Origin of the sequence: Paenibacillus rhizolycopersici, from assembly GCF_014947195.2 — a bacterium.
In the GTDB taxonomy this organism is placed as follows: Bacteria; Bacillota; Bacilli; order Paenibacillales; family Paenibacillaceae; genus Fontibacillus; species Fontibacillus rhizolycopersici.
Window position 1 is genome coordinate 1 of sequence record NZ_JADCNN020000028.1, and the last position, 13,274, is coordinate 13,274.

The window sequence follows — 13,274 nt, forward strand, 5'->3', positions numbered from 1 at the left end:
GATTATGCCTCGTTAACTGAAGGTTTTTTAGTTTTGAGATGGGTTTGCGTATCATTATCCTATTTAGAAATCTGGTTAAGTATGGAAGGAAGAAACTGAAAAAACAATATATTGATATAGAATACATAAATGGTATATAATAACAATAAAGGATCTGGCCGGAACCTATTATATTATAGGAGGCTTCGTCAATGAAACTAAAAGCTATAGTATCATTTTCCTTAGCACTATTTTTTGTTACCTCAAGTTCAAGTGCCTACGCTGGTTCAAATATTACGAATATCAAGGAAAAGATAATCGTTATCACAGACCAGATACATGAAGTAGAAAAAAGAGTACAATATAAAGTTTCGGAAGATAATGCAATGAATAACTTTAGAAATAACTATGAAATAAGCTACAATGAAGAGATTCCGCAAGATAATTTTGACGCTATAGTTATCTCATGGGAAAAAGCAGAAAGCAATATGAATATTCTACAAAATATCATAAGTAATGGTCGGGAAGTCTTTGTTTTTGGTGAGAATCTGGATTCTAATAAAATCTCAAAATTTACTCCAAGTAGAATAACAGATCAAGCAAGAGAGAAAGAATCAAAAGAAGAGATGAATGAAGTAATTAATGATAAGGAAGAGTCTTGGAATTTAATCGGATATGTAGATGGTGAACCTAAATTTTTTAGTAATATTCAGTCGTACACATATGAGGGGAAGAAAAAGGCGCTTTATGAGGATGTCGTACTTCAAGAGATTTCACAATTTGGAAAGGATAATGCTGAAGATATCGCATCTATACTTAGCTATGGCACAGATACAATTATTACTAGTGGTTATAATCTCAATAGTTCGTTATATAGAGATGATGCAAATGGAAACTCGATACTACGGGCTACATTAAATGCTGACTACATTTTGAAAAGAAACACAACCGAAGATCAGGATCCCAAGTATGATTATCTTTATCTGAGAAATAATGTAGAATTAACTTCTTATAGTACGGTTACGTCTCTTGAAACAATAGACATAGATCATAGCTTAAAATACCCCTCTTCGGATAATATTTTGGATTGGGGGCCTGACTCGACCAATAATGCGAATGGAAATTCAATTACTGTAGGTTTGCCTTGGGCAGTTTCATGGTCATTCACTCCATCAAATGTATCGACGGATATTTCTGTGTCTGGGGGGCAAACTTCAGATTCATTGCATTGGAGTGTTTACAATGAGGCATTTACAGGATTGAGGTACTCCTTAGGTAATCCGACAAGAATTCAACCTGGTACTGCATGGGCGTCTACTGGATCTTTAGCTTCCATCAACATGGATAACTCTGCTAAAGTTAAGTATGGGACTACGGATTACTACTTGAGTATCTATAAACAAATAGAATATGATTATTAATAAATACATGTATACGTTGAGGATAAGATCATGAATAAGAATATTACCCCGAATAAATTAATACTTATTTTGACGATTCTAATCATAGCAGTCTTATATTTTGTAGTAACGATGAGCTACGCTGAAAATGGGTACGGACTCCTTATCCAACAATTAAATAACACTATTATTATTTTGTTATTAACTCTTATCCTCTTCAAATTGAGTAAATGAAAGTGAATAGTGTGAACAAAATGGCAGCCGTTAAAACGGCTGCCATTTTAATTTTCTTGCCGCCTCGAACCGCTTGGCGACGGCCGGCCAATAGACGACGTTCCACCAAGCTTTGATGTAGTCGGCACGCATGTTCTGATGCTTCAGATAATAGGCGTGTTCCCATACGTCGAGCGGAAGCAACGGAACGACGTCCCATTGCGACAGGTTCTGGTGTTTCTCCGCCGTGAGGATCTCCAGCCGGTGGGCACGCGGGCTCCACACGAGAATGGCCCAACCGCCGCCTTCCACCTTCGCGGCCGCTTCGGAGAACTGTTTATGGAAAGCGTCGTAGCTGCCGAAGTCGCGTTTGATCTGCTCTAGCAGTTCACCTTCCGGTTTGCCTCCGCCTTTTGGACTCATGACATCCCAGAAAATCGTATGAAGATAATGCCCCGCGCCGTTAAAGGCCAGTTCTCGCTCCCAATGCTTCACTAAATCGAAGTTGCCGGATTTGCGGGCTTCCTGGAGCTTCAGCTCCGCTTTGTTCAAATCGTCGACGTACGTCTTATGGTGTTTGTCGTGGTGGATGCGCATCGTCTGCTGATCGATGTGCGGCTCCAGTGCGTTATAAGGGTAAGGTAAAGGAGGAAGCGTATGCCCGCCGATTGGGACGGGACGCTCCGGCGCACGTGCTGCGGCTTCTTCAGCGTTGTCGTTCGCAGCCGGTTCTTGGCGAAGAGGTGCATCTTCCTGCACGGCTTCCGCCTCGAAGTTCTCCTCAGAAGTATCGTAGGTGTCCTCTCTGTTTAACGATGCGGGGAGGGGGGCAGCAGGCGGATAAGGATAGGGTGTCGCTCCGGCCATGTTGCCGGCAATTCCCCCCGGCCGGTTCAACCGCTCGAGGACCTCGAGGAAATACGCCGATTCGCGAATGATATGCTGAAGTACGACCGGAGCGAGCGGTACCATCTTGACGGCATGGCTATGATTCAGCATGATTTCTAGCTGGCGGATGAATTCCCTCGATTGCTGGAACGAGGCTTGCAGAAGCCGTTCCGTCTGCCGGACGACCTCAGGGCTGGAGGCGGCGGAAGGGGTCGCCAAAGCGTATTGCAACAGCCTGTCGGCCGCGGTCTGTGTCCCTTCAAATACGGGCTTCCATTCCTCCAGAAGCTGGACGTAATTGGCCTCCAGGCCGGGAACAATGGCTTGGATCACCTCCGTATGCTCCGCTTCCTGTTGCTTCCAGAAACGGATTTCCTCCAAAATGCGCACAGGCAAAAAAGGCCCGTAAACGAACAACATCGGCCTACCTCCTCAAGATTAAGAAGTACATTACTACTAACTTATGAGCGAGGAGGGTTGGCTTATGCTATTCAGATACAGACCCGATTTGCACATTGGTATTTTGGGATGCTAGCTTGATTTTTCCGAGGAACAACGACACTTTGCGCAAATACTCCTTGGGATGCTCACGGAAAATCAATTCATGATGAGCTCCGTCCACGATCCACACGCCGGAATCGGGGTTGGTCTGGTTGGCTGCGAGTTTCTCCGCGATGGGGTAAGGGGCCTTTTCATCTTCAGTGCCGTGAATGAACAGAGTCGGAAAAGGATAGTCCTCCGATTTAACCTGAGCGTACGGAATTTGCCGCAGGCTGGTCCCGTTTAGCACCGGCAACAGCATGCCGATGATCTCCAGCGAAGGATGGCGGGGCAGCCCGATATGCTGACGGATGTTGTGGTACATCGTATCCGGCTCAAGCAGGAACGTACTGTCAAGGATCATACCGTCAATGTCCGGGCTTTTTAAAGCAGTTTGCAATGCGGTCCCGGCTCCCATAGAGAAGCCCCAGACGATGATTTCCTGGCCGCCTCGCTGCTTGGCAACCTGAATCGCTCCGAGCAGCTGTTGGGCTTCCTTTTTGCCGCCGGTGGCGACTTCCTTGCTGTTTTGCGCGGCAAAGCCGTAATCAAACATCAGGACATTGAAGTTCAACCGATGGGCGAAATTGGCCAGATCATACATCGGAATCCAGGTTTCTTCACGGTTGGCTCCATACCCATGGCTAAAGACGATGGTTTTGACGGAATCCTCCGCAGGAATATACCACCCTTGCATTATTCGGCTCCCGTCGGCTGCGGGAAAAGCGATGTTCTCGTATTCGAGGTTGATGGACAGCTTTGGATTAGAATAAAGCGGTGCCACCTTTGGATTGGACAATACCCAGGCGATATACCCGTGCAGCGAGACAAAACAAAAAATCAGGAAGAACAGCACGGACAACAGGAGAGCTACGAGGATATTTTTAATGCTGACGCGCCGGGTAGTCGCCGCGGGAACATCGTCGGTAACGTAAGCCGAAGAAGGCAAGGGAAGGTCATTTCGGCCAGTGTGGCTCATGCGCTTCCCTCCCAATACTGGATTATATGATTGCAAAAGCGGACAGTTTACCGTTAAGAAAACGCTTTTATAGCAGGTGAACCGGAGAAAATGTCGAAATAACGCGATTCTCCTGAATTTAATCGTAAGTCGATCCCTTATTAATGTCAATGGAAGGTGTTTCATTGACGGAAATTCGCTTCTTTCATATAATTTATGTAACCGAGTTTCATATAGTGAAACCTAAGGAGAGTAGATGCCGGATGGAAGACCGGAAGCTGACAGTGCGCGCGGTCGAGCGGGCTTTGGATATATTGGGTTGCTTCACGAAAGCAAGCGATTTGGGGTTGACGGAGATTGCCGCCGAAATCGGCCTGCATAAAAGCACGGTCCACCGTTTATTGACCACGTTGGAGGAGCGAGGTTTTGTCGTTCGTGATCCGGCGACGGAGAAATACCGCCTTGGTCTTAAGGTCTGGGAGCTGTCGACGCATATGTCCCACAGCGACGACCCGGCCGTGCTGCTGCTGCCGCAGATGGAGCGGCTGCGTGATCGGCTCGGGGAGACGGTCAGCCTGTATTTGCGCGACGGCATCGAGCGGTTGCGGATCCAGGCGGTGCAGAGCAACCAGGCGATCCGCCGGGTCGCGCCGGTCGGTGCGCGACTGCCGCTGTACGTGGGCGCGTCCAGCAAGGTGCTCGTCGCCTACTCGGGCGACGAAGTGCTCCAGGCGGTGCTGGACAGCCCGGATTGGCCGCCGACGGTTGACCGGGCGGCCTATGTGGCGCAGCTGGAGGAGATCCGTAAACACGGATATGCCACCAGCTACGAGGAGCGGGAGCCGGGGGCATCCGCCGTCTCCGCGCCGATCTTCGACCGGACGGGGAAGCTCGCCGCCGCCCTGTCCGTGTCGGGGCCGGTCAGCCGCTTGACGTTGCAACGGCTGGAGGAGTACGGGCCGATCCTGGTGGAAGCGGCCCGGGAGATGGGCCTGATGATGGAGCCAATAAGGTAAGGTGATTAGATCACCTTATTTGTGACTCCGTGTTTCGCGGCATCCTGTGTCTTGAACACGCAAAAGCCCGCCCCTTATGGGGCGGGCTTTGTTGGCATCGAGGGGGCAGTAAGCACAGCGCGGCTTACTTGGTCCCGCGAACCCAAGCCGCGATATCGCCGACGATCTCTTTGGACACGTTGGACGGCTGGTTGTATTCGGCGCCGATGGAGAGGCCGTCCACTTTGGCCAGAAGATGATTGACCTGTGGATACGACTTGAACGTGACGTCTTTGCGGTTCTGCATCGCCGTTTTCCAACCTTCGAACTGTTTCATCGTCACCTGCCAATCGTTCTCGCCTTGCAGGATCAGCATCGGACTGGATTGCCGTTTGGCGAGCTCGGCCGGCACATAGTTTTTCTGCTCGAACCACCAGTAAGCAGGCTGGGACGGGAATTGCTCCGGCATATGGTCAACCGTATACTGCGGGTCGTTGACCATCGCGGCGATCGACGTGTACACAGCCGCTTGCTGCTCGTAAGGCGCCGGGTCCTGGCCAAGCTGCTTCACACGGTTGACGAGTTCGGCTTGCTGCTCTGCCAACACGTCGGCGAATTTGCCGCTCGGCCCGGACAGCAAAATCGTCCCGGCGATGTCGCCGTTAGCATCGCCTGCGGTAATGAGCGGCATAGCGTAACCGCCTTGGCTGTGACCGGCGACGAAGATGCGAGAAGCATCGATCTCCGGCGTTTGTTTCAATAATGCGACCGCCTTCAGAGCATCGTCGACGGTCTCTTTCTTTAGTGTGAACTTCGGATCCGCTGCAACCTTGAACGTATGCTCGTACGACACCTTGTCGTAGCGCAGCACGGCGATGCCTTGCGCAGCCAAACCAACCGCGAGGTCACGGAAGGGCTTGGAGCTGCCAATCGCCTCGTTCCGGTCGTTCGTGCCGGAGCCGTGCACGAGCACTACTGCCGGGTAAGGACCTTTGCCCGCGGCTGGCAGCGTCAATGTGCCCGGGAGGGCCATGGCGCCTTCGCCAACGGTTACTTCTCGCTCGGTGTAAGCGGCAGCGTCGTCGTAGGTGGGTTTTTGGTATGCCGAGCTGGTCGCAGCGGCGATATACATATCATCGACCTCCCCGGCGGTGTTAAGCCGAAGCGTCAGGTTCACCGGAAACGCCGCCGTTTGGAACGCATACGTTACGTTGCGATGTATCGAGTTGGTCGTTTCGCTTTTGGACGGAGCGCCCGCCGCTTTGCCAAAAATCGTTTCATAGTTGGCCCACAGCTGGTTCAGCATGGCGGCCGGGAGGGCATAGGACGAAGAAGGGCTGACATATTTCGCTGCTTCGGCACCGTTTCCGGCAAGCAGCGCGTTCAAGAACAAGTCGGCGTGATCTTTCGCCCCGACTTCAGGCTGATTCGTGCTCTTTACTTCAAACGCCCCAGTAAGAAAATCAGCGTCAACTAGCGCGCGGCCGTCAGCAACGCGTACCGGCTCGTCTAAAGTAACGCGGTTACCGTCAAGCTGAGCCTCCGCCGAACCGATCGTTAGCACCAGTTTATGGTCGTCCTTCGTCACAAGGATCGTAGCGCTCCCGGACTCCCAGCGGACTTGTGCGCCAAAGCCTTCGGCAGTTTCTCGTACCGGGGCCAGCGCCGTGGCGCTTTGCTTCGCCGCAAAGGCGGAAGCGGACGGAAGGGTCAAGCTGAGCGCCAGCGTTGCGGCGGCAGCGTTTTTCAACAATTGGGATCGTTTGGTCATCGTAATCTCCTCCTTAATAACTTTTATTTTGCGAGCCAGGCAGACCAACCGATGACGGCCAGAATGCCAAGCAGGGTAATCCAGGATAGCGGATTAGCAAAATTCATCGTCCAGCCGATGCCGCTTCGCTTCTCGACAAATAACGATGGGTCTTGCGGATTGAAGTAAATGGAACCTAGCTTCCAGTAGCGGTCATCCGGAACCGGTGCTGTGCTTGTACCGGTAGCTGCTGCGGTACCGCGGCCGATTCGGCTTCCGCCTTGTCCCGTGGTGAAGGATAACACCAACGCGAACAGCACGATGAAGACAGGGACGGCCATGCTAACTAGCGTGATAATGTTCTTGTCCATCGGGCGAATCAGGTTCACTTGCATGAAAGAGAACATCAAGATCAACGCCAGCGAGGACGCGAGTGTAAAAACGGACCATCTGCGACGGAACGCGACGTTTTGGCGGAGTGAACGTTCCGGGTCGGCGGCTTGAAGCTGCTGCTTGCTGTGTTGAATCGACCAGTTGACAAACCCGAACAATATAGTCATAATCACCTGCATCACGTTGGGAAACAACACGACGCGGTAAGATTTGGTGGCGCTGCGGACTACTTCCCCGGAGAAGTCAAACTTCATCGCGACGGGATCTGGTATGGCGGCGTATTGGCTTAACACCAAGGCTACACTGGCGGCAATAATCCCTGCGTGGATCAAGAACCACTTGCCGGAAAGCGCCAGCTTTTGCCGGCGAAAGCCGGTGTCCACCGCCAGTAGAGTGGGAGCGGAGGAGGCGACTGGCAAGGCCGGACGGATCTTTTTCATACGGAAATAAAATACAAGGTAGAGGGCCGTAGAGAAGATAATCGTCAATCCGATATAAACGCTAAACCAGACTCCTTGGGCGTTCCCGTCCTTGTTCCATACACTAAGCAGGCACGCAATCAGCAACAGGGAATAAATCCCCCCGCTCACAGCGGCATATTGCCGACGTAACCGACGGATCGGTTCGCTCCAATACTGCTCCGGGCTGACCGATACGCCGAAGCTTACCGTTTCCCAGGTCAAATAAGGCATGAAGGCCAGAGATGCTACCAGGGGTACAAACATAAGCAGCAATAACAAGGTAGATAGAAACATCATAGGGCACTACTCCTCTCGAGTAATTTCTTGGTGGATTTGTTCCACTAGGGAGAGCAACTCGTCCTTCTCGATCCCGCGGCAGATGGCCTCCGCTACGATCGGACGCAGTTCTCGCCGTTGTTTCTCGCGGAATTCGGGAGTCACCGGGGGCATACCCTCCGGATCAATGACGACGCCTTTTTGGCGATGGACCTGAATATATCCTTCCTGCTTCAGCAGCGTGTAGGCTTTGTTCACGGTATGCAGGTTAACGCCGATGTCGGAAGCCAGACTTCGTACCGATGGCAGGGGCTCCCCCAATTGAAGCTGCCCGCTGGCAATTCCCTCAATAATTTGATGGACCAGCTGCGTATAAATCGGGACATCCGATTGTAAATCCAGCTGTATAATCACAATGTGGCATCTCCTTCTCTTGTTCTAACTGTTATACTTATAATATAACAGATGGTTGTTGTAGTGTAAAGTAGTCGTTTGGTTTTATTAACATGTTCTTTTACAAATAGAAGGGGGCTGAATCGGTGCCATCCTATATCATCGTAAAGCTATCGGAAGTTACGCCGGAATTGCTGGAACCGATTCACTGGCTGGAGCAAGTTTGCCGTCAAGCGGACGGGTCAAAATTGAACATCGGCCTGGATAACTTGAGCAAAGAAAGCGGCGATCACGCCTATCTCTACCAGGTGGAAGGGAGTTTGCGCGGATATTTAGGTTGGTATACCGCGGATGGGGTGGAGGCGAACTTAATCGCCATGGTTCACCCGGAATCGCGCCGCCAAGGCGTATTCCGACGGTTGCTGGAGGCTGCGATCACGGAGATGGACGAGCAGGGGATCCAAACCTACCGGTTTAAGGTTCCCGCCGATTCCGAACCCGGCTTACGCTGTGTGGAGCATCTGGGCACGCGGTTTGACGGCTCGCAGTTCGCCATGGAACTCACCTCCTGGCAAGAAGATTCAGCCGGTCACGCGGACCTGACGCTTCGTCCGGAGGAGCTTGAGGATTTTGGCTTTATGGTACGTTGCTTGTCGCAGGCGTTTGGCGATACCGAGGAGTGGACTATTCTGTATTTGGGCCATACTCGGGAGCCCAGCCGCCACAACTATATCGGCTGCTGCGGGGAAGAGCGGATCGGCTTGATTCGCGTCAATCTTCTGGGGAACGAAACGGCGGTGATCCACGATTTTTGCGTGCTTCCGTCCCAACAGGGGCGTGGGTATGGAGGAGAGATGCTAGCCCAAACCGTGCGGTTGCTTCTGGCGCAGGGCCGTACGAGGATCCGCTTGAGCGTGGCCGCAGATAACCGCAGCGCATTGGAGTTGTACCGCAAGACTGGTTTTGCAATTGTATCGGAATCGCGATACTACGTCTGCAAAAGAAAAGAGTTCCCTTCATAAGGTTGAAGGGAACTCTTTTATATAGAGAAGGTTGGACGATCAGTTTGAAGCAATCATTTGACGCAATACCGTTTGCAGGATGCCGCCGTTGTGGTAGTAATCGACGTCAACCATGCTGTCGAGACGGGCGATAGCCGGGAATTGGAACGTAGTCCCGTCCGCGCGAGTTGCCGTTACGGTCAATTCTTGACCCGGCTTCACGTCATTGCTGAGTCCGTCGATATCAAACGTTTCGGTACCGTCGATGGCCAGCGTTTTCCAGCTCACGCCTTCCTGGAACTGCAGCGGCAGAACGCCCATGCCAACCAGGTTGCTGCGGTGGATCCGTTCGAAGCTCTCGGCAATGACCGCTTTGACACCCAGCAGATACGTGCCTTTAGCTGCCCAGTCGCGGGAGCTGCCGGTGCCGTATTCTTTGCCGGCGATGACGACGAGGTTCTGGCCGCCTGCTTGATATTTCATCGAAGCGTCGTAGATGGACATCACTTCATCCGTTGGCAGATACTTGGTTACGCCGCCTTCTGTGCCCGGCGCCACTTGGTTGCGGATACGGATGTTCGCGAATGTGCCGCGCATCATGACCTCGTGGTTACCGCGGCGGGAACCGTAGGAGTTGAAGTCCTTCCGTTCGACGCCATGATCGGTCAAATATTGACCCCCAGGGCTGTTTGGTGAAATGTTACCCGCCGGGGAGATATGGTCGGTCGTGACCGAATCGCCAAGCAGGGCCAGTACGCGAGCGCCGCGGATGTCGGCGATGTCGGACAGCCCCTCGCCAATCTTCTCGAAGAATGGCGGGTTCTGGATGTAAGTCGATTTCTCATCCCACTCGTACAGCTCGCCTTGCGGAACCGGAATCGAGTTCCACCGTTCGTTTTGCGTGAAGACGTGCTCGTATTTGCTGCGGAACATCTCCGGACTCACCGATTGGCCGATCGCTTCCTTGATTTCCGCGGAAGAAGGCCAGATGTCCTTCAGGTAGACCGGCTGATTGTCGCGATCGTAGCCGATCGGATCGTTTTGCAGGTCGATGTTGACTGTGCCGGCCAACGCGTAAGCGACGACAAGCGGCGGGGAAGCCAGATAGTTGGCTTTCACCTGGGCATGGACGCGACCTTCGAAGTTCCGGTTGCCCGAGAGGACCGCCGCAACGGTCAGATCGTTATCGGCGATTGCCGTGCTGACTTCGTCCGGCAATGGCCCGGAGTTCCCGATACAGGTTGCGCAGCCGTAACCGGCAACGTGGAAGCCGAGAGCTTCCAGCGGCTCGATCAGGCCGGCTTTTTGCAGGTACTCGGTGACCACGAGCGAACCTGGCGTCAAGCTGCTCTTCACGTAACCCGGTTTGGTCAGACCGCGTTCTACGGCTTTCTTCGCCAGCAGGCCGGCGCCGACCATGACGCTTGGGTTGGAGGTGTTCGTGCAGCTCGTGATCGCCGCGATGACAACCGCCCCGGCTTTCAGTTCGCTGGTCGAGCCGTTCGGATGCTTCACCGGCACGGACTGTTCGATTTTTTCTTCGCTGAGGCCGTAGCCGCCTTTCTCAACCGGCGTGCGGATGATGGTGTTGAAGCTTTCCTTCATCGCAGTGAGCTCGATGCGGTCCTGCGGACGTTTAGGGCCAGCTAAGCTTGGTACAACGGAGCCAAGATCCAGCTCGATCAGATCGGAGAATTCCGGATCTGGCGTATCGTTCGTGCGGAACATGCCTTGCGCTTTGTAATACGCTTCAACAAGAGCGATTTGCTCTTCGGAGCGGCCGGTGCCGCGCAAGTAAGCGAGCGTTTCCGTATCTACCGGGAAATAACCGATCGTTGCGCCGTATTCCGGGGCCATATTTGCCACGGTCGCGCGATCGGCGAGGCCGATGTTCGCCAGGCCCGGGCCGTAGAATTCTACGAATTTGCCAACGACGCCTTTCTTGCGCAGCATTTGGGTTACGGTCAGCGCCAGGTCGGTCGCGGTTGCGCCTTCGGCTAGACTGCCGGTCAGCTTAAACCCGATGACTTCCGGCGCAACAAAATAAAGCGGTTGTCCCAGCATGCCGGCTTCGGCTTCGATTCCGCCAACCCCCCAACCAACGACGCCAAGGCCGTTGATCATCGTCGTATGGGAGTCGGTACCGACGAGGGAATCCGGGTAGACAACCGTTTCCCCGTTCACCGTCTTGGTAGCGGCCACGGAAGCCAGATACTCCAGGTTCACCTGGTGAACGATCCCGGTAGCCGGAGGTACGGCACGGAAGTTGTTGAAGGCGGTTTGCGCCCAGCGCAGGAAGCGGTAACGTTCCTCGTTGCGCTCAAACTCGACCTTCATGTTATACTCGAGCGCATCCGGGGAACCAAACGCGTCGACCATAACGGAGTGGTCGATAACGAGATCAACAGGCACGAGCGGGTTGATCTGCTTCGGATCGCCGCCGGCTTTCTTTACGGTATCGCGCATGGCGGCGAGGTCAACGACAACCGGCACGCCGGTGAAATCCTGCAAAACAATACGAGCGGGGATAAACGGAATCTCCTTATTCTCATCGCGGCCTTCGCTCCAACCTGCGATTTGCTTCACATGCTCCTGAGTAATGGCTCTGCCGTCGTATTGACGTACAGCGGCCTCAAGCAGCACTTTAATCGAGAACGGCAACTTGGAAATGCTGCCAAGCCCTTGTTGCTCGAGAGCCTGCAGGTCGAAGTAACGGTAGCTCTTGCCGCCGACTTCCAGCGTACGGGCAGAGGAGAAAAAATCGTTCGCTGACATGAATGAACCTCCTTAGTAAGTTTCACCTAATGAAACATAATTTCAAATTTTCTTTGATTTAAGTATACCTTCCCTCACGTGGTGAGTAAAGTACTTTTTGTACCCAAATCTCACCTTGTTTAGGCTGCTCCGGTGCGGATGAATGGGTTTTCAGACCCCTCCGGGACAGGTGCAAAACATACTCCCTCCGAGGCGTTCATATAATGACTAACAGTGGAAAAAGGAGGCGTGGACGTATGGCGGATGAATGGAAAAAGACGTTATCGGTTTACGTAAACGAACAAAACCAGGATGAAGTGGACTATCGCACGCCTAGCGGGGGCACGGTCGTAACCGATGTGGATTATTTGCTGCAACGGGGCGAACGGAAGCGCTGGCTGGAGAGTTGGTATCGTGTTCGAGGGGCTGCGCCGCTGCGCTGCGAGACTCGGGCCAAGCTGGTACGCGAAATCGAAAACCGCGAGGGCGAGATCGAGGTCGATCTGCAACTATCGCGTAAAATATACTATGAAAAAGGAGGCGCCCGCCACCAGGAGGAGCGAATCGATAAGCAGCGCCTGACTTTGGCGCGGGACGGTGCGGGCTGGACCGTCATCAAGGTAGAGCAGCCGGTTCCTGAACGACATCCGGCGTTGGTGCTCCCTGCTAATGATGAGGGCGAAGCGACAGGCCATAAAGGGGCTGTGCCGAGGCCGTTTTTAAACCGCGATGTCCTTGGGGGCGGCAGTGCCCGCAGCATCGCCTACCGGCGCGCGGAAGCTGTTATATATGCCGATCGGTGGTGGGACAGTTTTAATCCGGAGTTCGCCGCCTTCGAGGTCGACTGCACGAACTATATCTCCCAATGTCTCTTTGCAGGCGGAGCCCCAATAAACTATACTGGAAAAAGAGAATCGGGCTGGTGGTACAAAGGCCATGTCGGCGGGCGGGAGCTGTGGAGCTACAGCTGGTCTGTCGCCAATGCGCTGGAACGCCATCTCGGCCAAAGCCGAAACGGGCTTCGCGCCGAGTTGCTCGAACGTCCGGAACAACTCCAGCTCGGAGACGTTATCGCCTACGACTGGGACGGAAACGGCACGTTTCAGCATAGTACCATCGTAACTGCGTTTGACGCCGGCGGAATGCCGCTGGTCAACGCCCATACGACGCCAAGCAAACACCGCTATTGGGACTACCGGGATTCCTATGCCTGGACCGACAATACGGTGTATCGTTTTTTTCATATCGCGGACCGGTTCTAAAGTCGGCTGAG

General features: G+C 53.2%; 10 protein-coding genes. 4 read left to right on the forward strand and 6 right to left on the reverse strand.

What is annotated here, in order from left to right; translation table 11 throughout:
- Positions 1–191 precede the first annotated feature (191 nt).
- Positions 192–1,400, forward strand: a complete 1,209-nt coding sequence (locus IM700_RS20690; protein ID WP_193418818.1) for a hypothetical protein — start codon at positions 192–194, stop codon at positions 1,398–1,400.
- A gap of 243 nt (positions 1,401–1,643) precedes the next feature.
- On the opposite strand, the gene IM700_RS20695 is transcribed toward IM700_RS20690, so the two are convergent.
- Together IM700_RS20695 and IM700_RS20700 are read right to left on the reverse strand one after the other, a co-directional pair.
- On the reverse strand, positions 1,644–2,900 hold the full coding sequence (locus IM700_RS20695; RefSeq protein ID WP_193418816.1) for a Fe-Mn family superoxide dismutase: 1,257 nt from the start codon (positions 2,898–2,900) through the stop codon (positions 1,644–1,646).
- A 67-nt stretch (positions 2,901–2,967) separates the two neighbouring features.
- Complete coding sequence (locus IM700_RS20700) at positions 2,968–3,999, reverse strand: alpha/beta hydrolase (RefSeq protein WP_155607226.1); 1,032 nt, start codon at positions 3,997–3,999, stop codon at positions 2,968–2,970.
- Positions 4,000–4,241: 242 nt separating this feature from the next.
- Between IM700_RS20700 and IM700_RS20705 the strand changes: the two genes are divergently transcribed.
- Entirely contained in the window at positions 4,242–4,994 is a 753-nt protein-coding gene (locus IM700_RS20705; RefSeq protein ID WP_193418828.1) for an IclR family transcriptional regulator, read from the forward strand.
- A 124-nt stretch (positions 4,995–5,118) separates the two neighbouring features.
- On the opposite strand, the gene IM700_RS20710 is transcribed toward IM700_RS20705, so the two are convergent.
- The 3 genes from IM700_RS20710 to IM700_RS20720 are packed head-to-tail and all read right to left on the reverse strand — an operon-like array spanning position 5,119 to position 8,267.
- The gene (locus IM700_RS20710; protein WP_193418814.1) at positions 5,119–6,744 is read right to left on the reverse strand and encodes an alpha/beta hydrolase family protein; all 1,626 of its coding nucleotides are present in this window, start codon (positions 6,742–6,744) and stop codon (positions 5,119–5,121) included.
- Positions 6,745–6,767: 23 nt separating this feature from the next.
- Complete coding sequence (locus IM700_RS20715) at positions 6,768–7,874, reverse strand: DUF1648 domain-containing protein (RefSeq protein ID WP_193418812.1); 1,107 nt, start codon at positions 7,872–7,874, stop codon at positions 6,768–6,770.
- Between the two features lie 6 nt (positions 7,875–7,880).
- Positions 7,881–8,267 (reverse strand): GntR family transcriptional regulator, encoded by a 387-nt coding sequence (locus IM700_RS20720; RefSeq protein WP_193418810.1) that lies wholly within the window; start codon positions 8,265–8,267, stop codon positions 7,881–7,883.
- 125 nt (positions 8,268–8,392) lie between these two features.
- On the opposite strand from IM700_RS20720, the gene IM700_RS23465 reads away from it, so the two are divergent.
- On the forward strand, positions 8,393–9,268 hold the full coding sequence (locus IM700_RS23465) for a GNAT family N-acetyltransferase (protein ID WP_193418808.1): 876 nt from the start codon (positions 8,393–8,395) through the stop codon (positions 9,266–9,268).
- A gap of 39 nt (positions 9,269–9,307) precedes the next feature.
- On the opposite strand, the gene acnA is transcribed toward IM700_RS23465, so the two are convergent.
- A complete protein-coding gene (acnA, locus tag IM700_RS20730) occupies positions 9,308–12,022 on the reverse strand; it encodes an aconitate hydratase AcnA (RefSeq protein ID WP_155607222.1) in 2,715 nt (904 codons plus the stop codon).
- 236 nt (positions 12,023–12,258) lie between these two features.
- Between acnA and IM700_RS20735 the strand changes: the two genes are divergently transcribed.
- On the forward strand, positions 12,259–13,263 hold the full coding sequence (locus IM700_RS20735) for an amidase domain-containing protein (protein ID WP_193418806.1): 1,005 nt from the start codon (positions 12,259–12,261) through the stop codon (positions 13,261–13,263).
- Positions 13,264–13,274 lie beyond the last annotated feature (11 nt).

What these genes read in the sequence shown, in the direction of transcription:
- IM700_RS20735 (WP_193418806.1), top strand. Translation starts at nt 12,259, where the DNA reads ATGGCGGATGAATGGAAAAAGACGTTATCGGTTTACGTAAACGAACAA.
- acnA (WP_155607222.1), bottom strand. Translation starts at nt 12,022, where the DNA reads ATGTCAGCGAACGATTTTTTCTCCTCTGCCCGTACGCTGGAAGTCGGC.
- IM700_RS20690 (WP_193418818.1), top strand. Translation starts at nt 192, where the DNA reads ATGAAACTAAAAGCTATAGTATCATTTTCCTTAGCACTATTTTTTGTT.
- IM700_RS20695 (WP_193418816.1), bottom strand. Translation starts at nt 2,900, where the DNA reads ATGTTGTTCGTTTACGGGCCTTTTTTGCCTGTGCGCATTTTGGAGGAA.
- IM700_RS20705 (WP_193418828.1), top strand. Translation starts at nt 4,242, where the DNA reads ATGGAAGACCGGAAGCTGACAGTGCGCGCGGTCGAGCGGGCTTTGGAT.
- IM700_RS20710 (WP_193418814.1), bottom strand. Translation starts at nt 6,744, where the DNA reads ATGACCAAACGATCCCAATTGTTGAAAAACGCTGCCGCCGCAACGCTG.
- IM700_RS20715 (WP_193418812.1), bottom strand. Translation starts at nt 7,874, where the DNA reads ATGATGTTTCTATCTACCTTGTTATTGCTGCTTATGTTTGTACCCCTG.
- IM700_RS20700 (WP_155607226.1), bottom strand. Translation starts at nt 3,999, where the DNA reads ATGAGCCACACTGGCCGAAATGACCTTCCCTTGCCTTCTTCGGCTTAC.